The 25226-nt window shown below is 47.5% G+C and carries 24 protein-coding genes; 10 read left to right on the top strand and 14 right to left on the bottom strand.

Features of this window, described 5'->3' with window-relative positions; translation table 11 throughout:
* Positions 1-17: 17 nt before the first annotated feature.
* Positions 18-491, top strand: coding sequence for an NYN domain-containing protein (locus AC0L4K_RS06685; RefSeq protein WP_473268692.1), 474 nt, complete (start codon positions 18-20; stop codon positions 489-491).
* Between the two features lie 173 nt (positions 492-664).
* Here the strand turns inward: AC0L4K_RS06685 and AC0L4K_RS06680 are convergent, their stop codons facing one another.
* The 3 genes from AC0L4K_RS06680 to AC0L4K_RS06670 form a co-directional block, all read right to left on the bottom strand.
* Positions 665-973, bottom strand: a complete 309-nt coding sequence (locus tag AC0L4K_RS06680; RefSeq protein WP_417228484.1) for a YciI family protein — start codon at positions 971-973, stop codon at positions 665-667.
* A 173-nt stretch (positions 974-1146) separates the two neighbouring features.
* On the bottom strand, positions 1147-1797 hold the full coding sequence (locus AC0L4K_RS06675; protein ID WP_473268691.1) for a TetR/AcrR family transcriptional regulator: 651 nt from the start codon (positions 1795-1797) through the stop codon (positions 1147-1149).
* Between the two features lie 114 nt (positions 1798-1911).
* Complete coding sequence (locus AC0L4K_RS06670; RefSeq protein WP_473268690.1) at positions 1912-3195, bottom strand: NAD(P)/FAD-dependent oxidoreductase; 1284 nt, start codon at positions 3193-3195, stop codon at positions 1912-1914.
* Between the two features lie 363 nt (positions 3196-3558).
* Between AC0L4K_RS06670 and AC0L4K_RS06665 the strand changes: the two genes are divergently transcribed.
* The 4 genes from AC0L4K_RS06665 (at position 3559) to cspE (ending at position 8207) form a co-directional block, all read left to right on the top strand.
* Positions 3559-4905, top strand: coding sequence for a glutamine synthetase family protein (locus tag AC0L4K_RS06665; protein WP_473268689.1), 1347 nt, complete (start codon positions 3559-3561; stop codon positions 4903-4905).
* Positions 4906-4997: 92 nt separating this feature from the next.
* Positions 4998-6119: a polyamine ABC transporter substrate-binding protein gene (locus AC0L4K_RS06660; protein WP_473268688.1), complete on the top strand. Its 1122-nt coding sequence runs from the start codon at positions 4998-5000 to the stop codon at positions 6117-6119.
* 202 nt (positions 6120-6321) lie between these two features.
* Positions 6322-7785 carry a sensor domain-containing diguanylate cyclase gene (locus AC0L4K_RS06655; RefSeq protein WP_417228494.1) on the top strand — a complete coding sequence of 488 codons (1464 nt, stop codon included), beginning with the start codon at positions 6322-6324 and terminating at the stop codon, positions 7783-7785.
* 215 nt (positions 7786-8000) lie between these two features.
* On the top strand, positions 8001-8207 hold the full coding sequence (gene cspE / locus AC0L4K_RS06650; RefSeq protein WP_091353016.1) for a transcription antiterminator/RNA stability regulator CspE: 207 nt from the start codon (positions 8001-8003) through the stop codon (positions 8205-8207).
* A gap of 328 nt (positions 8208-8535) precedes the next feature.
* On the opposite strand, the gene AC0L4K_RS06645 is transcribed toward cspE, so the two are convergent.
* From AC0L4K_RS06645 to AC0L4K_RS06610, 8 genes are all read right to left on the bottom strand, one after another.
* Positions 8536-9234 (bottom strand): type 1 glutamine amidotransferase, encoded by a 699-nt coding sequence (locus tag AC0L4K_RS06645; protein WP_473268686.1) that lies wholly within the window; start codon positions 9232-9234, stop codon positions 8536-8538.
* Positions 9235-9482: 248 nt separating this feature from the next.
* Positions 9483-10499, bottom strand: a complete 1017-nt coding sequence (locus tag AC0L4K_RS06640) for an IS110 family RNA-guided transposase (protein WP_473268685.1) — start codon at positions 10497-10499, stop codon at positions 9483-9485.
* Between the two features lie 111 nt (positions 10500-10610).
* The gene (locus tag AC0L4K_RS06635) at positions 10611-11327 is read right to left on the bottom strand and encodes a glutamine amidotransferase-related protein (protein ID WP_473268684.1); all 717 of its coding nucleotides are present in this window, start codon (positions 11325-11327) and stop codon (positions 10611-10613) included.
* A gap of 85 nt (positions 11328-11412) precedes the next feature.
* Positions 11413-12228: an ABC transporter permease subunit gene (locus AC0L4K_RS06630; protein WP_417228525.1), complete on the bottom strand. Its 816-nt coding sequence runs from the start codon at positions 12226-12228 to the stop codon at positions 11413-11415.
* Positions 12228-13184 carry an ABC transporter permease subunit gene (locus AC0L4K_RS06625; protein ID WP_473268683.1) on the bottom strand — a complete coding sequence of 319 codons (957 nt, stop codon included), beginning with the start codon at positions 13182-13184 and terminating at the stop codon, positions 12228-12230. The genes AC0L4K_RS06630 and AC0L4K_RS06625 overlap by 1 nt, the downstream gene beginning before the upstream one ends.
* Positions 13181-14347 carry an ABC transporter ATP-binding protein gene (locus tag AC0L4K_RS06620; protein ID WP_473269213.1) on the bottom strand — a complete coding sequence of 389 codons (1167 nt, stop codon included), beginning with the start codon at positions 14345-14347 and terminating at the stop codon, positions 13181-13183. Before AC0L4K_RS06620 ends, AC0L4K_RS06625 begins: the two co-directional genes overlap by 4 nt.
* Before the next feature lie 182 nt (positions 14348-14529).
* The gene (locus AC0L4K_RS06615; protein WP_417228529.1) at positions 14530-15621 is read right to left on the bottom strand and encodes a polyamine ABC transporter substrate-binding protein; all 1092 of its coding nucleotides are present in this window, start codon (positions 15619-15621) and stop codon (positions 14530-14532) included.
* A 271-nt stretch (positions 15622-15892) separates the two neighbouring features.
* Positions 15893-17233 carry a glutamine synthetase family protein gene (locus tag AC0L4K_RS06610; protein WP_417228531.1) on the bottom strand — a complete coding sequence of 447 codons (1341 nt, stop codon included), beginning with the start codon at positions 17231-17233 and terminating at the stop codon, positions 15893-15895.
* Between the two features lie 296 nt (positions 17234-17529).
* Here AC0L4K_RS06610 and AC0L4K_RS06605 point away from each other — a divergent pair, with 296 nt between their 5' ends.
* From AC0L4K_RS06605 to AC0L4K_RS06595, 3 genes are all read left to right on the top strand, one after another.
* On the top strand, positions 17530-18240 hold the full coding sequence (locus tag AC0L4K_RS06605) for a GntR family transcriptional regulator (RefSeq protein WP_473268682.1): 711 nt from the start codon (positions 17530-17532) through the stop codon (positions 18238-18240).
* A gap of 233 nt (positions 18241-18473) precedes the next feature.
* The gene (locus tag AC0L4K_RS06600) at positions 18474-19853 is read left to right on the top strand and encodes an aspartate aminotransferase family protein (RefSeq protein WP_473268680.1); all 1380 of its coding nucleotides are present in this window, start codon (positions 18474-18476) and stop codon (positions 19851-19853) included.
* 192 nt (positions 19854-20045) lie between these two features.
* The gene (locus AC0L4K_RS06595; RefSeq protein ID WP_417228537.1) at positions 20046-20867 is read left to right on the top strand and encodes a response regulator transcription factor; all 822 of its coding nucleotides are present in this window, start codon (positions 20046-20048) and stop codon (positions 20865-20867) included.
* A 148-nt stretch (positions 20868-21015) separates the two neighbouring features.
* Here AC0L4K_RS06595 and AC0L4K_RS06590 read toward each other — a convergent pair whose 3' ends face one another.
* Together AC0L4K_RS06590 and AC0L4K_RS06585 are read right to left on the bottom strand one after the other, a co-directional pair.
* Positions 21016-21351: a 5-carboxymethyl-2-hydroxymuconate Delta-isomerase gene (locus AC0L4K_RS06590; RefSeq protein WP_473268679.1), complete on the bottom strand. Its 336-nt coding sequence runs from the start codon at positions 21349-21351 to the stop codon at positions 21016-21018.
* 108 nt (positions 21352-21459) lie between these two features.
* Positions 21460-21795, bottom strand: coding sequence for a winged helix-turn-helix transcriptional regulator (locus AC0L4K_RS06585; protein WP_417228541.1), 336 nt, complete (start codon positions 21793-21795; stop codon positions 21460-21462).
* 108 nt (positions 21796-21903) lie between these two features.
* On the opposite strand from AC0L4K_RS06585, the gene AC0L4K_RS06580 reads away from it, so the two are divergent.
* A complete protein-coding gene (locus AC0L4K_RS06580; RefSeq protein ID WP_417228543.1) occupies positions 21904-22671 on the top strand; it encodes an SDR family NAD(P)-dependent oxidoreductase in 768 nt (255 codons plus the stop codon).
* A 184-nt stretch (positions 22672-22855) separates the two neighbouring features.
* Positions 22856-23836 (top strand): transposase, encoded by a 981-nt coding sequence (locus tag AC0L4K_RS06575; protein ID WP_473268678.1) that lies wholly within the window; start codon positions 22856-22858, stop codon positions 23834-23836.
* 498 nt (positions 23837-24334) lie between these two features.
* Here the strand turns inward: AC0L4K_RS06575 and AC0L4K_RS06570 are convergent, their stop codons facing one another.
* Positions 24335-24994 (bottom strand): NADPH-dependent FMN reductase, encoded by a 660-nt coding sequence (locus AC0L4K_RS06570; protein ID WP_473268677.1) that lies wholly within the window; start codon positions 24992-24994, stop codon positions 24335-24337.
* Between the last annotated feature and the right edge of the window lie 232 nt (positions 24995-25226).

The following is a 25226-nucleotide window of genomic DNA, read 5'->3' as shown; positions in this document are numbered from 1 at the left end:
CACCAAAAGGACAGGCTGTGAACCGAATCGCGATTTTTGCTGATGTGCAAAACATTTACTACACCACGCGGCAGGCCTATGGGCGACAGTTTAACTACCGCAAACTATGGCAAAAGATCAGCCAACAGGGTGAGATTGTTGCAGCTACCGCCTATGCGATTCATCGTGGTGATGACAACCAACTCAAATTTCAAAACGCCCTGAAACATATTGGCTTCGATATCAAACTCAAACCCTATATCCAACGCAGTGATGGCTCGGCCAAAGGCGACTGGGATGTAGGAATCGCCATCGACGTGATGGATACCGCACCCGAGGTAGATACTGTGGTTTTACTATCGGGGGATGGGGATTTTGATCTATTGCTAGAAAGGGTAAAACTCAAATATGGCGTCAACGCCGTGGTTTATGGCGTGCCAGCATTAACCGCGAACTCGCTGGTCAATTCGGCTACCACCTTTGTGCCAATCGAAGATGCCCTACTGCTCTAAGCGAACCGATGACGGGAGCCTAAAGTTCTAACGAGAGCCTTAAGCACTGTCATGCAATCGACGATGCACAACCCTGCATAGATACATCATTCAAACGTATCGGACAAAACTCTTATTCATTAAACCCAAATCGGTGAACTTGGCGCTGTTTAGCCCATCTCAAACAGATAAGCCTAGTTAATCAGCTCAGACACTTCCAATGTGCCGTTGATCTCTAGAAAGGGACAGTCTTTTACTGCCGCCAGTGCGAGTGCCATAGAATCCATCTCAATGACCGTATAGCCCGACATTAATGACGCACTGCCGACGCTAACGCGGCCATCGGGATGTACTGTTTGGGTCATTTTAAACGGTGTTGCGGGGTTTACCACGCAGTTGCCAAGCGAGAGCAGCCACTCTTTATAACGCGCGTAATGCTGTTGTCCTTCTTCTACAGTAGCAGGCTTATCACCGCCGATATAGGTAATCATATACTGTGACATGTGAGACTCCCGAAAATCCAAGTCGTTGTCGTCATAACAACGATGTCGGTTATTTCAGTTTAGCCCCACTGCACACTTTTCGCTGCTGAAAGATTCACCGATAACAAGATCTGCATCACCATATTAGGCCTAAGTGGTCTTAAGCAACGCCGATGACGTCGTGATGCCGACCTTTAATCACCGACTTCTGAGTATTGCTTTAATAGGTTACAAATAATCATATTTAGGTCGGCCAGCGTACGCTTAGCCCGTTCGCCCTTTTGGTTGACGACCACCAACATGACACTGTGAGTGACCTCAAGATAGAGACGCCCCAACCGTTGCCGCTCTTTCAGATGGCGATTGATACCCATGCGTTTAAACACCGCCGCCATCCGTGTGATTTCCAACTCATCGTGTTGCTCATCCAACTCCCGCAGTTCGGGAACAGAAAACATCGCCTGCACTAGCGTTAAAATCGCCTTTTGCTGCTGATAGGTTTTTAGTTTTAGCGCCAGCATCCGCTCCACCAGCGTCGCCATCGGTAACGTTTCAACCGGCCAGCGATCGATCTCATCCAGTGCCGCTTCGACTGTTTCGAGCCAGCGTGAACCCATCGCATAGAGAATCGCATGTTTATTGGGGAAGTAATGATAGAGAGAGCCGACAGAAATGCCGACCTCTTTAGCGATCAAAATGGTATTCAGATCATCGAGTCCGACCCGCTCCAGCAGCTCACCGGTAACATCGATAATCTGTTTTGAGCGCATTTTAGAGCGCCCCTGCACCGGCGCATTACGTGGCGCTAACTCTTGTGCTGTTTTTACCCGACGTTTATCTGTCAATTTTGCTTCCAACGCTTCTGATTCAACAACCCTTGCAGGACGGCATTATAGACTGAATCATCAAGGTTCTGAAAACACCCGGTCCTCTCCTGCTATTTCATTCACAGATGAGGACTAGAAAAAGCGGTCGCGCATTGAATAATACAGCATCCCCGCTACCAGTCCCGGCCAGCGTAACAACGTGCCACCGGGAAAGGATGGCGTCGGCACTCGCGTAAACAGATCAAACTTTTCTGCTGAGCCACTGATCGCCTCGGCCATCAGCTTGCCGCCCAATGTCGCCAAGGCCACGCCATGACCGGAATACCCTTGCGCCACAAACAGATTTTCTTCTAATCGATCAAAATGAGGCATCCGATTGAGGGTAATTGCCAACGTACCGCCCCAACCATAATCGATCTTTACATCTGCCAATTCAGGATAGAACTGCAGCATATAGGGACGCACAAAGTTCGGTATATCTTTAGGAAAATGACGACTGTAGTTTTCACCGCCGCCCCAAAGCAGCCGGTTATCACCTGATAATTTGAAATAGTTAATCACAAAACGAGAATCGGCTACCGCGACATCATCACGGTTAATACGCTGACACAGCTCATCACTGAGCGGTTCTGTCGCAATGATAAAGTTATTGATTGGCATAATTTTAGCGGCAACACGCGGCTCTAACTTATCCAAATAACCATTACATGCCAACAGAATATATTTCGCTTTAACAACACCTTGATCGGTGCGAACTTCCGCTTGTTTACCGGCGGTATAGCCTGTTACTCGACTATGTTCATGGATCACCACGCCAGCTTTGGTTGCCGCTGCAGCAAGCCCTAAGGCATAGTTCTGCGGATGCAGATGAAGCGCATCTTGCCAATATTCACCGCCATAGTAGCGTTCGGTGCCGAGCATCGCTTGCACCTCATCATCTTCGACAAAACGGATCTTATCGTAACCCAGCACTTTATGTTTATAGGCCACGCTCTCGCGTATCTCGGCTACATGTCCGGGCTTTGCCGCCACATGCATCACCCCCTGTTTTAAATCACAGTTGATCTGATGCTCGGCGATTAACGTTTTAACCAGCTCGACCGATTCTAATGAGCTCTGCCACAGCGCATCGGCCGCCGCCCGCCCCATCTTTTTTGTCAGCTCAGCATGCCCCATATTATGCCCCTGACACACCTGGCCACCGTTGCGACCCGAAGCTCCCCAACCGACAGTTTCACCCTCTAACAGACGGACCGAATAGCCCTTTTCAGCCAGATGCAACGCTGCCGACAACCCGGTATAGCCCGCGCCAATAATACAAACATCCGCCTGCTGCTCACCCACTAAGGGAGAATAGTCAAGCCGAGGGTTGGCTGAATCAACATAATATGATGGTCGGCAGTTGTTAGCATTCATAAACATGGGTTCCATAAAACATACATTCATCAAACAAAAAAGGGTGACACAAAAGCGATAAACCGAATAATAATTCTAATTTAATTCAACAACAAGCCCATAAAACGGTATTTAAAATTAAATTAATGTTGATTTTGTAAAAATCATAGAATAACCTAAAACCCGAATAATGATTCGAGTAAAAGAAAAACCATGTGCCTCAACTAATACGAATTGAGCCACTAAAGAGTGACCGCCTGCCACCACACGCAGTAGCGATATCACGACACGTTTTGCTGAGTTTTCAACTAAGCTCAGCACAAAGAAGTATTACCGCTATAGTAAATAGCAACCATCAGACTAACACGACAAAGTAGGTGATTTATGGAAGCCGTGGAAAGGTTTCTCAAAGAGAACGGGATAACTGAGGTCGAATCGACCCTGCCAGACATGACTGGCAATGCCCGGGGTAAATTTTACCCCACTAAAAAGTATCTGGCTGAGAAAGGAGGCAAGATCCCTGAGACCTTGCTGGTACAAACCGTCACCGGCGAATGGGCCGATAATCACTACGATATTGTCGATCCTGCGGATCGGGATATGGTCTTGGTTCCCGATTCAAACACCCTGCGACTGGTTCCTTGGACCGATGAGCCCACGGCTCAGGTAATCAACGATTGCTACACCAGTGATGGTCAATTGCACCCGCTTTCTAGTCGTTCCGTTCTGCGTCGCATACTCAAGCTGTATGAAGATGAAGGTCTACGTCCGGTGATTGCTCCCGAGGTCGAGTTTTATCTTATTCAGAAAAACACCGATCCCGATTATGAACTCAAACCCGCCACTGGACGCTCTGGACGCCGGGAAACCGCGCGCCAATCCTACGGCATTGATGCGGTCAATGAATTCAATCCGGTGATCGACACACTGTACAACTATTGCGAAGTTCAGGGCCTCGATGTGGACACCCTGATCCATGAGTCTGGCGCGGCTCAGATGGAGATCAACTTTCTCCACGGGGATGCTCTTGATCTGGCCGATCAGGTGTTTGTCTTCAAGCGAACCCTACGTGAAACCGCCATGAAGCATGATATGTATGCCACCTTTATGGCCAAGCCGATGCAACATGAGCCCGGCAGCGCCATGCATATCCATCAGAGCATGATCGATATTGAAACCGGTGAGAATATTTTTGCTGGCGATGCCGAGAATCAGTTCTCTGAACGCTTCTATCACTATCTGGGGGGGCTGCAAAAATACACGCCACAAGCGATCTCTTTCTATGCACCAAATGTGAACTCATATCGTCGTTTCGCACCCGATATCGCTGCGCCGATAAACTTTAAATGGGGCATCGATAACCGCACGACCGGCTTGCGAGTGCCTATTGCCCCGTTAGCGGCAACCCGAATTGAGAACCGCTTCCCCGGTTCTGATTGCAATCCATACCTAGCCATCGCGGCCAGTCTGGCCTGCGGTTATCTGGGGATGAAGCAAAAACTCAACGCCACCAAACCGGTCACTACACTCGGGGCGGACGAAGATGATGTCGTTGAAGTTGCCCGTTCACTCGGTGAAGGCTTATCACTATTAGAAGAAAGCCCTGAATTATGTGAAATTATGGGGTCGGAGTTTGTCCAGGCTTATCTAGGTGTTAAACGAGCAGAGTTTGAAACCTTCCATGAGGTTATCAGCTCTTGGGAACGTGAATACCTGCTATTAACTGTTTAATCAGTCACATTAACCCTCGCCGGCACGACCGGCTGAGGTTTTTTAAATACTGCAACTTAATAACTAACCACGTCAATACGAGGCACAACATAATGATAAAGACTGTACCTTACCTGATCAGAAAAGCGTTACAGCTTTCCACACTTGGCTTAGCAGCCTCTGTGCCATTGGCGCAAGCAGAGGAAGTGCTGAACTTCTACAACTGGTCGGATTATATCGCTGAAGACACCTTGGCTAAATTTGAAGCGGAAACCGGCATAAAGGTGATTTATGACGTATATGACAGCAATGAAACCCTCGAAGCCAAGTTGCTAGCAGGTCATTCCGGTTATGATTTAGTCGTGCCTAGCTCCCACTTTATGGAGCAACAGATCAAAGCGGGTATCTTTCAGCCACTACAGAAAGATAAGCTCTCGAACCTGAGCAATTTAGACTCTAGCTTAATGAAGCTACTGGATCGCAAAGATGCGGGCAATCAATATGGCGTTCCCTATCTTTGGGGAACCACCGGTATCGGTTATAACGTGCAACAAGTTAAAGCGATATTAGGTGATGATGCCCCAGTCGATAGCTGGGATCTCATTTTTAACCCCGATAACATGAAGAAGTTGGCAGAATGCGGCGTCACCTTCCTTGATTCACCCGATGAGATGTATCCACTGGCGTTGCTCTACACCGGCTATTCATCTATCGATACCAGCAAAGCGGCGCATAAAAGTGATAGCCCTGCAGCTAACGCTCTCAAGGCCGTGCGCCCTTACTTGCGCCAATTTAACTCATCCCAATATGTCAACGACCTAGCCAATGGCGATATCTGCGTTGCGGTCGGTTATTCCGGTGATATTTTTCAGTCGCAAGCCCGGGCTGAAGAGGCAAACAATGGCAACGAAATTGCCTACAGCATCCCCAAAGAAGGTACCGAAATCTGGTTTGATATGCTGCTGATCCCTTCAGATGCGAAGCATGCCGATAATGCACATAAATTTATTAACTTCCTGCTTCGCCCCGATATCATCGCCGATATCACCAACTATGTCTGGTACGCCAACCCTAATACGGCATCAACCGCGCTGGTTGATCCGGAGATTACCGCTGACCCCGCCATCTATCCAGATGCCGAAACCCGTGACCGACTGTATATGCCGGCCACCCTACCGGCCAATGTAGCCCGGGTTCGCAGTCGAACTTGGTCGAACATCAAGACCGGAAAATAAAGCACAACAGTGCAATCCACCGCCCTCTCTGGGCGGTTTTTTTTGCCTAGCGAAACCCAACACCCTCAATAAATAACAATTAGCGTTTTAATGGCTTCACACCTTTTAAAGGTGAGCATATTCACTATTTCTGATAAAATGCCGCCTCGACAAACCAAGGCACTTCGGTTGTCGACACCCTAAAATCGACAGATGATATGCTATGAACCTGCCCCTGCGTAAACCTTCGTTCATTCTGATTAGTGGCCTATTGCTCACTATCGCCTTCACCGCCATCAGTTTGATCAGTTACTACGTCGCCAATCAATCCCTTAATCAGCATATCCAAACCAACACCCTGCCCCTCACTAGCGATACAATCTATTCAGAAGTGCAACGAGATCTTCTCCAGCCGGTTTTAGTATCCTCCCTGATGGCTCAGGATACCTTTGTCCACGACTGGATTGAAAAGGGTGAGCACAACCCGGCATCCATGCAACGCTATCTGACATCGATCCAGCAGCGCTACAATGCCTTTACCGCTTTTTTTGTCTCTGAATACACACAAAACTATTACCACATCAGCGGCATTATTAAGCAAGTATCGAATACCGAACCCGCCGACCGCTGGTATTACACCAGCCGCCAAACACCTAATGAGTTTGATATTAATCTCGACGTCGATACCGCAGATGCCTCAACCACGACCCTATTTGTAAATCATAAAGTGAGAGATCAGCAGGGACAGCTACTGGGGATTATCGGTGTTGGCTTAGCATCCCAAAAAATTAAAGAACTGATCGAAATATATCAAAACCGCTATGGCCGACGGGTCTATTTCATCAACCCAGAGGGTCAAGTAACCCTACAGGGCAGCCAATACCACGATGCCAGCAATATCCACCAAGTTGCCGGACTCAAAGAGCTCGCGCCCCTTATTTTAACCAAGTCGGAGGGGTCCTATAACTACCATAATGGCAACAAAGAATACCTTATCAAAACCCGTTATATCCCCGAACTCAGTTGGTACCTGATTGTAGAGCATACCGAGCAGAGCGAATCTCAGGTGACCGCTACGCTGTGGATCAATCTGGCAATTAGTTTTGTGGTTATCGCGGTGGTGCTGCTGTTACAACACTTTGTTCTCGGTGGCTATCAACGCCGTTTAGAATATATGGCGAATACCGACCCACTAACGGGAGCTACCAGCCGCCATGCATTTGAAATGCTATTTAAGCAGATACTCAGTTTTGCCGATCGTCACAAACATCCCGTTTCGACAATTTTGGTCGATATTGATCACTTCAAAACATTCAACGATAGTTACGGCCACTTACTCGGCGACACCATCCTCGAGAGAGTCGCCAAGATCCTCACACAAAACCTGCGCCAAGCCGACACTCTATGTCGCTGGGGCGGCGACGAATTCTTTATCGTTATGCCAAACTGCCCGCAAGACAACGCGTTACAGGTGGCAGAAAAGATGCGCCGAGAAATTGAAGAGACATTAAAAACCATCGATGCAATGACGCTTAACGTCACCGCCAGCTTTGGCGTCGCTGAATATATCGGGAACGAAACAGCGGCTAATCTATTCAATCGGACAGATTTAGCCCTCTATCGCGCTAAATCTAAGGCCCGCAACCAGGTTGAACGGGCTCCTCAAGCTCCGACAACAAATACCTAAAGAGCGTGGCCCTCGATAATTAATCAAATAAAGGGTTGATATAAAAAACCAAAGTGTATATATTATACCCAGCTTGAAGATTCACCATATTTTTATGCATCATTTCGAAGATCCTGTTTCAGCTTCTCGTCCTGTTTCCATAATGTATAGTAAAAATTCCTGCGTCACCGCTATCTCTGATAGCAAAACATTATTTATAAAATAGGACAACTAACATGGCTACTGTAACCGGTACTGTTAAATGGTTTAACGCTGACAAAGGCTTCGGTTTTATTGAGCAAGAAAATGGCCCTGACGTATTCGCACACTTCAGTGCAATCCAGAGCAATGGCTTCAAAACTCTTGAAGAAGGCCAGCAGGTACAGTTCTCTGTAACTCAAGGTCAACGTGGTCCACAGGCAGAAAACATCGTTGCCATCTAAGACCGCGTAAGCTAACAGATCTCTGATCTGTTGCTACCAGAGAAAGGCCTGATTTATATCAGGTCTTTTTTGTATCTGTTATTCCTTCACATCTAAGCACCCTCACGCTCCTCCCCAACGAACATTAAATAAACATCTACTAGCTTGACCTAAACCTACCAACAAAATCTCTCCCGATAAAAACCCTACCAACAACTGCACTGCTAACAAAACGCTAATAACAAAAGCCAGCCACAATAAGCCCAACAAAGCAGCCTTAACAAAGACCCGACCCGCATCAAGCCTTTGCCACCTTAAAACCCTGAACTTAGAACTCAAAGCGCTTAACTCAAGCACTCAGCACTGACACGATGCTACCCACCACCGCCTTAGCGTTCGCCTGCTGCTCAGATAGCGACGCGACCGCTTGCTCAGCTTCTGCCTGAGTTATATATTGCGGAGTAATCGCCGCTAGCAAAGCATGCATATAGTCCACACTAAACTCTGGATGCGCTTGCACTGTAAAAATCGAATCCCCATACCTGAGCACCGCATTAGGGCAGAAAGCCGATCCTGCCAACACCTCAGCGCCTTCAGGCAAGCTAATCACTTGATCCTGATGGATGATATGCAAATAGAGATCTTCATCACCTAATGGCGCCTCAGTAACACCAGCGAGTTGATAGTGGCCGACCCCTAACCCCCAGCCGACCGCAGCCTTCTCAACAGTGCCACCCAATGCTTGGGCAATAATCTGATGACCAAAACAGATACCCACCAATGGCCGCTTAAACCGATCTATATCCCGGATAAACTGCTCTAATGGCTTAATCCATGGCAGTGGTTCATAAACACTGGCCGCTGAACCCGTGATAATCCAACCATCACACTGCTCAACAGAATCTGGCAACTCTCCTAAGTAAACATTCCAGGCTTGAAACTGAAACCCCGTGTGACTGAGCATCTGTTCTGTCATTTGCGCAAAGGAACCAAACACCTCTAATAACGCTGCTTCGTTATTTCCAGCGGCAAGAATACCAATATTCATCCTATCTCCAGACATAAAAATGTATGGTTCCCCTCATGATTGCAACATAGATTTGTGATCGTGAGGTGGTTTTGCGCTAATGTATTCGGAGTCTTAAGTTGGGAAGCTTTTATTCCCGCTCCACGATGAGCATCCGCGCCAGATAGCCCTTAAAAAGCCGACAGCCTATAACAGCTGTTTTTTATGACAGGTTTACTACCCAGACGGTCAACCGTTTTCATCATCACGCTCTATTATTGCAAACCCGATTAAACTTGTTGCACCTGATAAGGCTCATTCTTACTTAAAATGGCATAGGCTATTCTCGATAGCTTATTCGCTAAGGCAATGCACACTGTATTAAATGATTTTTTTGCGCGTAGCTTTCTTAGCCAGTCGTACATGACGCCTCGATAACTGTCTAATCGCGATAAGATCGCTCTCGCACCCTGTACCAGTAAACACCTGAGGCGCTTATTACCTCGTTTACTAATACCTAATAATGTCGGTTTTCCTCCTGTTGAATATTGCCGTGGCACCAACTCTAACCAGGCAGCCATTTCCCGACCGTTTTTAAACTGATGCGCATTGCCTACTTCTGCCGCTAACTGGCTTGCTGTCATGTCACCAATGCCTGGAACCGTTTTTAATAGCTGACAACGACTACTTTCCTTAACCTGTTTAACGATTTTTGCGTCCTGAGCGGCGATTTTTTCATTTAAATAACAGTAGTGCTCATGCAGCACCTGAAGCTCACCAATGATGGCTGGGCATAGTGTTACTTTTTGCATACTTAACCATGAAAACAGTCTTTTCATGGCCGAGTGCCCACGCGGGAAAGATAATCCAAACTCTAGTAATAACGCACCTATACGCGACATACAGGCGGTACGATCGGCGACAAAGCCTTCACGCACTCGGTGTACGATGAGCTGACTTTGTGACTCAATCGACTTAACGGCGACAAAACGCATGTCAGGACGACGGGCCGCTTCAGTAATCGCCAATGCATCGATAAAGTCATTTTTGTTACCTTTAACGAAAGGTTTAACGTATTGAGGTGGGATTAATCGAACGTCATGGCCATGATCCAAGCAGAGGCGACCTAACCAATGAGCACCGCCGCAGGCCTCAAATGCAATGAGACATGGTGGGAGTTGAGCGATAAACGTAATGAGTTTTTGACGAGAGAGTTTCTTTTTGCAAACTTGCTGATCTTGGGCGTCACGACCCATTAAATGAAAAGAAGACTTGCCTAAATCGATTCCAAGGACTTTGATATACATGAGATGGTTCTCCTTGTTGGTTTCGTCACCTTTCCAGCATAGCTGGTTAAAAGCGAGGGGAACCATCTCATTAAGCCGCTGATAACAGCGGCTTTAGCCAATCATTCATTATTAACGTTGCAAAAAGCCCGCCATCCATCGTGCCACTTTCTGCGAATCAGTTGCCGCACCTTCAGCCTGAAGCTCCGCCAAACCGACCTCCGCCACAGGGTCAGGAATTATCTCACCTCTACGCAGCTTCACCAGCTCGGTTTCATAACTGAGATTAAATTCTGGATGCGCCTGCACGGTGAAAATATTATCGCCATACACTAAACCCGCATACTGGCAGAATTCAGACTTAGCAAAAACACGTGCATTATCAGGCTTTTCGATCACCTGATAACGATGCATCGCACTGATGGCAAAAGAATCAGCACCATCGGTCACAAAAGCAGGTTCACCCACTAATTGATAGCGATGCAGGCCAACACCCCAACCACCTTCATAAGCCTCAACCTTACCGCCAAAAGCTTCAGCAATAATTTGATGACCAAAGCAGATACCGAGCAATGGAAGATGACAGGCATCAATTTCCAAAATCAGCTTTTTAAGCGCTGTCATCCAATCACGCTGTTCATCGACATTATATTTTGAGCCAGTAATCACCCAGCCATCGCACTGCTGAGCATTTTCTGGAAAAACCCCGTCACGGACATCAAACACCTGATACTCAAAATCGGCATCAATCAACGCAAACAACTGCTTAAACATATCGGCATAAGAGCCATACTGACCCAGCAACTCATCAGGTGTAATACCGGTTGCCAAAATACCTATCTTTTTCACTTGTTTCTCACCTTTACTACCGACCATTCGAGCCTCAAATGTGTCGCTTAGCGCCCCCAACCGGAGAGCGCCAACCAGAACCCATTTATTCCTGTTTTTCCAGCAACTTGGCCTGACGTCGCATCTGCCACATCGCCGCAATCACACCAATCGCAACCACCAGAATCATAAGTGTTGCCAGTGCATTGACCTCAGGCGAAACCCCCAAGCGCACTTTAGAGAAGATCACCATCGGCAGAGTACTGTTACCCGGTCCCGAAACGAAACTCGCAATAACCAGATCATCTAACGACAAGGTAAAAGAGAGCAACCAACCGGAGATCACCGCCGGCATGATTAACGGCAGAGTCACCAAGAAAAACAGTGATGAGGGTTTAGCCCCCAGATCCATTGCCGCCTCTTCCAAGGTTTCATCCATCTGCGACAAACGGGACTGCACGATTACCGCCACATAAGCCATACAGAAGGTCACATGAGCAATGATAATGGTCATCGTCCCGCGACCCGCCGGCCAACCGAAGGCGCTTTCCATGGCCACAAACAATAGCAACAATGATAGCCCGGTAATTACCTCCGGCATCACCAGCGGTGCGCTGATCCAGCCGGATAGCAACATCTTACCCCGCGACCGACCAAAACGACTCAGCACAAAGCCGGCCATGGTGCCCAACACCACCGCCACACTGGCGCTGATAAAGGCTATTTTAAAGCTCAGCAAAGCCGCATCAATAATCTGATCATTTCGAAACAGCTCGCCATACCACTTTAACGACCAACCACCCCAAACCGTCACCAGCTTTGATTTATTAAAACTGTACACCACCAACGCAATCATCGGCGCATACAGAAAAATAAATCCCATGGTAGCAGTGGTATTTAAAAACAATGATCTACGTTTCATTACACCGTCTCCTCTTTACCCTGACTGTTGCGTATCAGCATGATCGGCAACACCAGTACGATCAGCATCACAATGGCAACCGCAGAGGCCATTGGCCAGTCACGATTGAGGAAGAACTCATCCCATAATACCCGTCCAATCATGAGGGTATCGGAACCACCCAACAATGACGGAATAACGAACTCACCCACCGCCGGTATAAACACCAGCACACAGCCGGCAATAATACCGGGCACCGCCAACGGCACAGTGATTAAGAAGAAGCTTGTCGCCGGCCGAGCACCGAGATCTTCCGCCGCTTCCAATAGCGTCATATCCATTTTTTCTAGGGCGCTATAGAGCGGTAGCACCATAAATGGCAAGTAGGTATAGACGATACCGATATAGACCGCGAAGTCGGTTTGTAACATGATTAGCGGCTGATCAATGATGCCGGTACTCATCAAAAACTCATTCACCAGACCGTTCTTTTTCAGAAACCCCATCCAGGCATAAACCCGTAACAGAAAGGAGGTCCAAAAAGGCAGAATTACCAGCGAGAGCAATAATGCACGGGTTGAGGGCTTACTACGCGCCATCAGATAGGCGATAGGGAAAGCGATCAACAGTGTAAAAAATGTCGATACCGCAGCGATCTTAATAGAACTCAGGTAAGCATCGATATAAAACGAGTCTTCAAACAGAAAGAGGTAATTACCTAGGTTCAGCTTGAGATTGATATAGGCGTCTTCCGCATTCCAATCGAGTAACGCTGTATAAGGCGGTACGGCAATGGCGGTCTCTGAAAGAGAGATCTTAAACACCACCAAAAAGGGGATAAAGAAGAAGATAGCTAACCAGAGGGTCGGTACGGAAAACACCGAAGCCCGTCCCCAGTTTACTCGTTTAAAGACGTTGTATTTTGCCAGGCGTGAACCAGAGCCATCCACCCAGGCAGAGCCGGTTGGTCTACTCATGCTGTTAATACCACGCTGCTGTCTAGATCCCAATACAGATAGACCTCATCTTTCCAGGTCAATCGCTCACTGCTGGCCCGAGAGATATTAGGCTGGGTGACTCGCACCTCTTTACCGCTGGCTAAACGCACACGATAGACCGTCAACCCGCCCATATAGGCATATTCTTCGACCACACCACAGACACAGTTTTCTTGCTGATCCGGGGCCGCTCGGCTAATGCGCATTTTCTCAGGCCGTACCGCTACATGAACTTTTTGGTTGGGAGCGCAGCTAATACCATGGCTAACATAAAGTACAGCATCGGCTTCTTTCGACTGAATCCGCACCGAATCCGGCTGATCCTCGATCACCAAGCCTTCAAATAGGTTCACAGAACCGACAAATTCAGCCACAAAGCGACTGTTGGGATATTCATAAACATCATGGGGTTCGGCGGTTTGGACAATCACACCATGATTCATTACCCCAATCCGAGTCGCGAGAGTCATCGCTTCTTCCTGATCATGGGTTACCACGACAAAGGTCACACCTAACTCTTCCTGAATATTGATCAGCTCGAACTGGGTTTCTTCCCGCAGCTTCTTGTCGAGCGCACCTAGCGGCTCATCTAATAACAATAGCTTAGGACGCTTTACCAGTGAACGCGCCAGCGCGACCCGTTGCCGCTGCCCACCGGACAGCTGATGAGGTTTACGTTTGCCCAAATGATCCAACTGAACCATATCGAGCATCTTAGCCACCCGCTGCTTAACTTCCGACCGGCCCAACCCTTCCCGCTTCAAACCGAAGGCAACATTTTCTTCAACCGACAGATGTGGAAACAGCGCATAGGACTGAAACATCATATTGACCGGACGCTTCCAAGGCTGAATGCCCGACATATCAACGCCATCGATAATGATTCGACCGCTAGTAGGCGATTCAAATCCCGCTAACATGCGCAGCAAGGTACTCTTACCGGATCCCGATCCGCCCAGCAGACAGAACAGTTCATTTTTATAGATATCCAGTGAGATATTATCGACCGCGGTAAAGTCGCCAAACTTTTTAGTGATGTTCTCAATTCGTAAAAATGGCGTTGCGCCTTGTTGCTTCCACAGTGGCAACTCAGCGATCTCCGGCGATGTCACCAACCCGTTATCACTCGGCGTCTCAATCATTGTTGTTAAACTCATACTACACCCTACATGCTGATTCTAAGACTGAGCCCTGAAGTGAACTCAGCGAATTATTAATGCAGCCTTCAGCTGATTTCAATCAACTTATAACTCGATCATCCTAAAGTTGAAGGCTTACTGAATAACTCACCCTAGCGGAAGGTAGACTTCCGCCAGTGGCTAACTTAGCGACCGGTTTTAATACCCGTCCAAGCACGAGTCAGTAACCGATCAAACTTAGCCGCATGGGCATTTTGAGTGAACAGATTAGCCTTCACCTCGTCTGATGGATAGATACCCGGGTTATTCAACACCTCTTCTAGCAGCATCGGTTCAGCCGCTTTATTAGCCACCGCGTAGTAAGCATAGTTAGAGATTGAAGCGGCATTTTCGCCACGCAGAATGTAATCGATCAGTTGATAAGCAGCCTCTTTATGGGGCGCATCAACAGGAATCGCTAACAGATCAAACCAAACAATCGTACCCTCTTTAGGAATGGCATAATCAATTTTTATACCCTGCCCGGCTTCTTCTGCACGCCCCTGAGCCTGCAATACATCACCGTTATAACCGAGAGAAACACAAACATCACCGTTGGCAAGATCAGAGATATAAGAGGAAGAGGAGAACTTACGATAGCTATCGCGCACAGAACTGAGCAATGTCTTGGCTTTGGCTAGATCCGCTTTACTTTCGGAGTTTGGATCTAAACCTAAATAGTTGAGTGCAATGGAGACTACTTCTGCCGGCGAATCCAGTACCGTGATACCACAATCTTGCAACTTAGCAGCCAGCTCAGGCTTAAAGATCAAGTCCAGCGAATCAACCGGCATATCGCCAAGTCGCGCCTTAATCATATCAACGTTATAACCTAAACCAATAGTACCCCACGCATAAGGAACGTTGTGCTTATTGTCTGGGTCATGACGGGCAATTTTCTCGATCATTACCGCATCAAGGTTGCCATAATTGCTCAGTTTGGCGTGATCAATCTCAGCGTAAATACCCGCCTGTACCTGCCGCTCTAGAAATGAACCGGTGGGTACAACAACATCGTAGCCCGCACCACCAGACATCAACTTAGCTTCAAGTGCCTCATTGGAATCATAAACATCATAATTAACTTTGATGCCGGTCTCTTTAGAAAAGTTTTCCAAAATCTCTGGGCTAATGTAATCGGACCAGTTATAAAAATTCACTACCTGCTCTTCAGCAAGTGCCGTAGTCGATACCGTTATTGCCAACGCAGCCGCAAGACCAAGTTTTTTAGGGTTCATTTTGTCACTCCATTTCTGGTGCTTTAGATTTCACAGTGTTAACTGTTACATAATCTAAGCATTAACTCTTTAGATGCCGCATTGCGACGCTCATCAGAGCCACACTTTATTGTTGTTATTGTCATGGCTGCCCCTCTGATCAAGGAAGCAGCACTCAAGCTTCTCAAACTGTCGCAGTATCTTCCGCAACTAGTCAAAATGTACGTCAACCTCCGTGTTAGCTATATACCCCTCATTGGGTATCAAAAACTACCTTTTAAATATCAATTAGTTACAACAGGCCAAGATATGATTCATATTCAATATCGGAGATCTGTTCATTAATTTTTCGCTGTTCCTGCCGCTTCGCTGCGGAGAACACCCGAATAAACTCTTCACCTAGATAGGATTCAAGCACGTTGCTGTGAGCAAATAACTCCGTTGCAACATCCCACTTATTCGGTAGCACTAGCTCTTGATCGCCCTCGACATAAGCATCCCCTTCTATCGGTGCCGGTGGCATCAACTTATTCTCGATACCGTACAGAGCACCCGCCAACACGGCGGCTAACACAAGATAAGGGTTCGCATCAGCGCCGGATACACGGTGTTCAATACGACGCGCCTGGCAAGGGCTTTCAGGTACACGAATGGCAACCGTACGGTTTTCGTATCCCCAACTCGCAAAGGTGGGCGCATGTGCACCCGCCATGAAACGACGATAAGAGTTCAGATGAGGTGCAAAGATCAGCATGCTGTCGGACATCGTATGCATCAGGCCCGCAACCGCATTTTTCAGAATATCGGTACCCTCTTCACCGCCGTTATCAAAGATGTTGTTACCCGCTTCATCCAGCAAGCTGAAATGCACATGGAAGCCATTACCACTCTTATCGGTATAAGGCTTAGCCATAAAGGTAGACGAATAACCATGTTTACGAGAGATACCCTTAATCAAACGCTTAAACATAATCGCCTGATCGCCGGCTAACAGCGGATCATTAACATGCAGCAGGTTGATCTCGAACTGACCAGGGCCGAGTTCAGAAATAATCGTATCCGCCGGTACACCCTGAATCTCACAGACTTCACGTACTTCGGCAAAAAAGGCTGACAGACCATCCATCTCATCAATGGAGTAACAGTCGGTTTCACTCAAACGACGACCATGCCCTTCAGACAAAATCGGTGGCTGCGGACGTTGAGTCTCTTCAGACTGACCATCCATCAGATAAAATTCCAGTTCGGTGGCCATCACCGGCGTCAAGCCCATCGCTTTAAAGCGTTTAACGACACCCGCCAACACCTGACGAGGATCACAGCCAAACGGAGTGCCATCGGGGTTAAACATCGTGGCGAGAATCTGATCACGCGGTTCCTCAGCCCAAGGCACTGGAATAGCGGCGTCGCCTACTGGCATACAGATACCATCCATATCACCGGTTTCAAATACCAGACCGTTATCGAGAACGTCATCACCCCAGAAATCAAAGCCTAAAACAGAACGGGGCAACTTCACGCCTTCCTCGAACACCTTAGTCGCAGCATTCGCTGGCAACCGCTTACCGCGCAAGTTACCGTTAAGGTCGGCTATAAATAGATCAAACTCTTTATCTTTTTCTTTATTTAACATTTTAAGATTCTCACTCGAAATCTTTTATCTCTGCCCCAGCGAAAGCATCAATAGCCCCACTAAAACGCCATGGGCCGATGCTCTGAACAGAGTCACAACACACCGTTGCAATCTTGTTAGTGTTACGTACTTACTTTTGTGATCACAAACAATAACTCAATGTGATCACATTTTTTTGTATCGGTCAATATCGACATCGACTAAATAAGTCATGTAACCTATTTAGTGATCGCATTACAACAAGAGAACCTGTTTCGAGGTTCCCAACAGAAATAAGGCCAGAACCCACTTTGATTATGGACAAGAAATCTCCGATTAAGATTACCTTAACCGAGCGCAACGACGCTGTAACTATCACTCAGTGGGTATACCAGACATTGCGCAATGCCGTCATGTACGGTGAGATCCTCCCTGGCCGAGCGCTGACCATCCGCGAACTAGCCGGCATTATGGAGGTCAGTCCAATGCCTGTCCGTGAGGCCCTGCGACAACTAGCCGCCGAAAACGCCTTAGAAATTCAGGGCAACCGGCGGGTCATGGTGCCAAAAATGACCGCCATGAAATTCAATGAACTGTGTGAAGCGCGGATCGCCATTGAGTCGCATGCGGCAGCCCGCGCGCTACCTTATATCGACAGCGAGCGGCTCGAACAGCTCCGTTCACTCGACAACCTGATTGACCAAGCCCAAGAAGAGGACAACCTAGAACAGATTAGCCTGCTCAATCAGAATTTTCACCGCGCACTCTACACCGCTAACCCTCATCAAGTCACCCTGCCATTGATAGAAAGTCTCTGGCTGCAATTAGGCCCTTTTATGCGCCTCGCCACCGATGCGCTAGATGAGCACTATCTGGTCGATAGACATAATGAAGCGATGGCCGCGATTGAGAAAAAAGACGCCTTTGCCCTGCAGGTTGCCATTGCTGCGGATATCCGAGAGGGTATCGCTTTTGCAGGCACTCCTGAGATGCTACATAGCTTTATCGAAAATGCAGCCCGCCGCTAATGCGGCTCGCCAGCACACTGCATCAGCCTTAAAACACTCTTTCTAACCATAAATACTACTCCCAGCAGGGCTAACTTTAACCTGCTGATAGTTTTTTGTTGACTTTGTCATTTTGTGATCACAAAATAGTGATCACAAAATTGATTCAGCTAATAAAGTTTCGAATCGTATAAACGTATTTATTCACCGGCAACACCGTTCATAAAAACCGGTGACTGGTAGGGAGAGAATCGATGCTCGACAATAACAGCAATCCATCCATCACTGCAGATGTACAGGCCCTCGATGCTAGCCATCACATGCACCCATTTACCAACACCGGCGCTCTGAATAAAAAAGGCGCACGAGTAATCACCCATGCAGACGGGGTTTACCTGTGGGATAGCGAAGGCAATAAGATTCTCGACGGCATGGCAGGGCTATGGTGCGTGAATATGGGCTATGGTCGCACCGAACTGATTGAAGCGGCCAACGAGCAGATGAAACAACTGCCCTACTACAACACCTTCTTCCAGACCACCCACGCCCCGGTCGCCCAACTAGCAAAAGAGATCGCCAGCGTGACCCCCGGTGACCTGAATCACATCTTCTTTGCCAATTCAGGCTCTGAAGCGATCGATACCATAATGCGGATGGTACGCCAATACTGGTCCATCCAAGGAAAACCTTACCGCAACATCATCATTGCCCGTGAGAATGCCTACCACGGCAGCACCATCGGCGGCACCAGCCTCGGTGGTATGGGCGGCATGCACAATCAAGGCGGCCCATTAGTGCCAAATATATCCCGGATTCGTCAGCCCTATTGGTACGGTGAAGCCGGTGATATGACCGAAGAAGAGTTCGGCATCGTTTGTGCCCAAGCACTCGAAGAGAAGATTCTCGAAGTCGGCCCTGATAATGTTGCGGCCTTTGTGGGTGAACCAATCCAAGGCGCTGGCGGTGTCATCGTACCACCAGCGAATTACTGGACAGAAATTCAGAAGATCTGTACTAAGTACGATATTCTGTTGGTCGCGGATGAAGTGATCTGTGGTTTTGGCCGCACCGGTAGTTGGTTTGGCTGTGAAACCCTCGGTTTCATGCCCGATATTATGTCGATGGCTAAAGGCCTGTCATCCGGATACCTACCGATTGCCGCTGTTGCTGTTGGTGATCGAATTGCTAATGCCTTTATCGAACACGATGATGACTTTAACCACGGTTTCACCTACTCCGGTCACCCTGTTGCTGCAGCGGTGGCGATTGCGAATATCCAACTGATGAAAAAAGACAACATCATCAATTATGTTGCCAAGGATATCGGTCCTTACTTCCAGCAGAAGCTACGTGAAGCCATTGGTGAGCATCCGCTGGTTGGGCATATCGAAGGGATCGGCTTAGTGGCAGGTATCGCGTTGGTGAAAGACAAAGCCACCAAAGAGCTTTATAACGGTGATCTCGATATCGGCATGATCTGCCGTGATCACTGCTTCAGCAACGGCTTGATTATGCGCGCCGTGGGCAGTCGGATGGTACTCTCACCACCACTGGTTATCAGCCATGCTGAAGTCGACGAACTGTGCGAAAAAGTACGTCTGTGCTTCGATCTCACACTAAAATCCGTTAGTTAAGTAGATAAAACGCCCGGTAAGCGGCCTCAGTGTCGTGTACCGGGACCCCATCCAACAGCATGGGCAACTCAACTTCCTTTATCTGATGGCAACGCGACTCATATAACCGGTATAGGTCGCTATATTAATGAAACAATATATGCTTTGTCGTCAGATCTTTTTACCCGATGCAATCAGACCATGAGGCATGCCATGCAAAGCAACCGTGCGCAGCATAGCGCTGCAGACAACTGGCAAAAGGATCTTGCTGCGCTTATCGATACAACACGCCTGCCCAGTTTTAGCGGTATGCTGGAGAACTTTCTCGCCAGCCAGTGTCATTTCGACACCATGTTAGTCGTCACTTTTAAGAAGTCTCTCAAACCGATCATTATCCACCCCACCAATCCCGCAGAACAAAGCCTAACCCTGCACAATTACCTCAACCGCGCCTATATTCTCGACCCGCTATTTAATGCTATCCAGAGCGGTAATCTCGGTGAAGGCGTCAGCCGACTGATCGACATCGCACCGGACAGTTTTGAAACCACTAAATATTATCAGAGCTGTTATAAAGAATTTGATCTAATTGATGAGATCAATATGGTGATCGAACTCGCGCCCAAAGTTAGCTGTGCTATCTCACTCGGACGCAGAACCAGCCGCGGTACTATCACACGGGCAGAGTTAACTCGCCTGAACGATATCTATCCAGTGATAAAATCGATCATACGGCAGTTTTGGTTATCACAATCGCAGGAATTTGTTCAATATGAGAAATCAGAGGGGGCTATGAATCAAGCGATCAGCACCTTTGGTAGCGGAGTTTTAACGCCTCGCGAGCAACAGATTGCCGGCCTAATACTGCAAGGCCACTCATCCAAAGCAATCGCCAATCTACTCTGCATCAGCCTAGGCACCGTGAAAGTACACCGTAAAAACATACATACCCGGCTGAACACCTCAACCCAATCTGACATTTTCACCTTGTTTCTTGCCCACCTCAAAGAGCTAGACCCAACGGCGAGTATTTAAGGTTAGTGTTGGCCATTAGATAAGATTTAAGGGTGCAGCTTAGTCGCTCACCCGAAGGCCCCTACTTAGATAACAGCGCCCTAAGAATCGTATTGAATAATTTCAAAGCCCTAGCTCGTTGAGGTCCGCTTTAACGCCTTTCGCCACTTCAGCTGACTGACTTTGAATAACTCTGCCGATCAATATCGACTATCTCAATAGTTACCGAGCAATTGGCCAGTTTTAGTGAATCGATAGCCGCTAAAACACCTGCCGATAGCTTCTGTTTTTCCACCTCCGTACGGCCGGCAAGAATTCTCACGGTGACATGCACAAAATCGGCGCCAGTGTTGCCGGTTTGATAAACACTGTAGGGCAGCGCTCTCACCTTGATATCACTGCCATCGGCGGTAAACAACGCTGAACCCAAGACCCCCTGAAAAACCGGTGACAACAACTCCTCCCCTTTCAATGATGATGAGTGCTCGATAATACAATGTGGCATAAATATTCCTGTTGTCCGGTTCCGACAGTGGCGGATAGCCCGTTATAAATACATCGAAGCAGATAGAAATTAGGGCGAGATAAGTTTCAACTTCAATTGCACCTGAGATTAAACACTCATCTCATTTTGCAGTTCTTTAAGCTCATCGAGAATACGGATAAATTTTTTACCAAAAGGTGTAGCAACATACTCCACTTTCGGCGGAACCTCGTTGTACTCAATGCGCTTAATAATGCCAAACTCTACATTTTTACGCAGACACTCATTCAGCACTTTAGTGGTTAACCCCTCCACACTGCGTACCATTTCCCCCGGCCGATTAATGTCGTCAGCCAACAACTGATATACCGTCAACGACCATTTACAGCGAAAAACAGCCTCGACCATCCGCGCACTTCGCTCAGGGGCTGAATTTCTCAAATATATTTTTTCTTTATTAATCATAAAGATGTACCCATTAGTGCCTACCTTACCGAATTGTACCTACTATTTGAAAACAGCCATTACTCGTAATCTTCATACCACATTACAGCTATCAATGAGGATTATCAGATGAACACAACACACCAACCTATTGCGCTTATTATCGGTGGATCGAGCGGCATGGGGCTAGCAACCGCTAAGCTATTATTGCAGCGTAATATAAAGACAGTTATTGTTGGTCGCAACCAAGCAAAGCTAAATAAAGCCTATGACGAGCTTTCTGCGTTAGGTGATATTAGTACAATACAAGCAGACCTATACCAACCGGATGATATCCAGGGCATCATTGAGTTTGCCAACGATCATCATCTGCATATCAAATATTTACTCAATGCGGCGGGCTACTTTAAACCCACCCCCTTTATGGATCATAACAACAGCGACTACGATATCTATCATGAGCTCAACCGTGCCCTATTCTTCATTTCACAAGCGGTAGCCAAAAACATGGTCGCGCATAGCGGCGGCTCGATCGTCAATATTGGCTCGATGTGGGCAAAACAGGCCATCAAAGCAACCCCCTCTTCCGCTTATTCGATGGCTAAAGCCGGCTTACACGCCCTCACACAGCATATGTCCATGGAGCTAGCCGACCACCATATTCGCGTTAATGCGATCGCTCCCGCATTGGTCAAATCAACTATTTTTGAATCATTTATAGACCCCACGGTCATGGACGAGACACTTGCCACCTTTAATGGTTTTCACCCCATAGGCCGCATCGGTCAACCGGAAGATGTCGCGAAAGTAGCTAGCCTGCTGTTAAGTGATGACACCAGCTGGGTAACCGGCGCGATATGGGACGTCGATGGCGGCGTACTCGCCGGCCGCAACTAAAACCCACAAGGTAACCAATAACCCTATTGGTTACCTCTCAAACAAGGACAGGCACTGCTTAAAATACCCAAAGACTCCCTAACAGGGACAGGCGCTGTAAAATTCTATAAAATTGACAACTCGATATTCCAATCCTAAGCTCAAAATCAGCATTGATTTATACATCGTTAAAAGGACTTTACCGATGACTCGACCTCGACAGGAACTCGTATCTCTTCAAGACACACCCTATTATCATGTCGTCTCCCGCTGCGTGCGCCGTTCATATCTATGCGGTGTTGATCCTATTTCCGGTAAAGATTATCAACACCGGCGTCAATGGATCGAAGATCGTATCCGGATTCTATCCTCTCTTTTTGCGATTGATGTTTGTGCCTATGCGGTGATGTCTAACCACCATCACCTGGTCGTGAAAATATGCCCTGATCAAGCCGAGTCTTGGACGGATACTGATGTTGCAAGCCGTTGGACTAGTTTATTCAAAGGCCCACTACTGGTACGTAAGTGGATGTCTGGTGAGCCTTTAAGCGCTTCAGAAGCAGAAACCGTTAGTCGTATCATCTCGGTTTATCGTAAGCGGTTGAGCAGCCTTAGTTGGTTTATGAAATGCTTAAATGAACCCATTGCCCGACAAGCCAATCAGGAAGACCAATGCACCGGCCATTTCTGGGAATCACGTTTCAAATCCCAGGCCTTATTAAGTGAAGAAGCACTGCTATCCTGCATGGCCTATGTGGATCTAAATCCGATACGATCCGGAATAGCAGAAACGCCGGAAGATTCAGCACATACCAGTATTAAAGAACGAATCAAATCAAAATTTAATCAGCATGACGCGATTACATCACAACAAGAACAGAAGTCTCTGCAACGCTTTAAACATCCAATAAAGCCCCTTACAGTGTTTGAAGAGTGCATCAAGAATGATGAACAGATGGGCATTTCATGCTGTTTAAAAGACTACCTAGAACTAGTCGACAGCACCGGCCGTGTGGTTAGAAATAACAAACGAGGTGCTATCCCACTGCATCACCCTCCTATCCTCGAACGTCTGAGAATTGACCCACAACGTTGGCTGAGCAACGCTACTGAATTTGAACAACTCTATCCGAAGAAATTTGCAGCCAAAAAGCGATCTAAACGACGGTCCGAACGAATCGCCTGAACTAAACACTAGCCTCTCACTCACCAATTATCAGCTACCGATCTGAGACTTTCAGTATTCTGAAATACCGTGCTCAGCGCCCAACATCCAATTTTTCTTCCAGAAAGTAACGCTAGCAAAGCTTAAAATCACAAATAGTGCCTGCCCTAACTTAAAAGGAATTAAAGACCTTACAATTAACGCCTGTCCCAGTCTAAGTTCTAACTTAAAAGAAACTAAAGGACTCACAATCAACGCCGACTCACAATCAACGCCTGTCCTGTTTTAATATTCTAAGTAGTACCTATTCTAATTAAATGCCTGTCCCAGCTAAGGTTATCAGACTGCATAGTTGTGTCGCACTTCGGAGTTGAATTCGCGCCTGTCCCAGCAAAGGTTCAACAATACAATCAACGCCCAGTTTATTAAATGCCTGTCCCAGCTAAGGTTAGTCCCAGCTAAGGTTAGCTTCGCTCGACTCATAGACTGTGCATCACATTAGCCATCAGATAAAGCTCATCACGGGGCATTTCGTTCCGCGGGGCTCGTTTTAAAATCCATAAGCACTCCGTGAGGGTCAACCTCAGCGCGATGGTTCTGCGCCGCTTGCGCCCACCACATTAACTGCGTCAAAGTTCGGTTGAAATAATCAAACCAAGTATTTTGATCCTCTCCGGTTTGCATGGATCCATCATCTAGAAAGATCTCTTGCGCTTTAGGTACATGGATCATCGCCGAAACCGGCAAGCAGCCGAGCTCTGAAAGGAATGTCCGCATACCTACCGCCGCTCGCATGCCACCCCACTGACCGGCCGAATAGGTCAGGATGGCACTCGGCTTATAGGAAAACAGTGAGCTACCGAAATGATTTAACAGATTCGCCAGCGCAGGACTCATTGAATGATTGTATTCAGGGCTAATCATGATAAAGCCATCCGCGGATTCTATTTTCTCCGCCAGATCATTTAACGCCGCCGGCGCTCTATTCTTTGCATAAGCAAAATGCGGTTTAAACACCGGCTCCAATGGATAATCTAAGGCATCCACCAGCTCCACCTCGTGTTCACCATAACGCCCGGCAAAAAATTCAAGGCACGCTTTAGCAACCCGCAAACCAAGACGAGCCGGACTCGGGGGCGTACTATCACGGACGGTACCCAAAAATATTAGAAACTTCATTTATCGCGCTCCTTCAATGATATAACTGAGCAGACACTCCTTACATACGACCCAAAAGCTCGGTCAAAACCGGAAACAGAGGAACTCCAATCAATAGAGTAGGCGGTTTGATTCAAGAGATAGATGCCATTAAATCATCTGCAGAGAAAAGCTTTGCTCACCATCCGTTATACCGCAACGAGTGCCCTGCGAGCAACGCCCATCAATATGACGAAATGGGTTCAATAATCAC

It is taken from the genome of Amphritea sp. GJ51-11 (assembly GCF_055808735.1).
The sequence above is the reverse complement of the archived record's forward strand: the minus strand, read 5'-3'. Positions and strand labels throughout refer to the sequence as shown.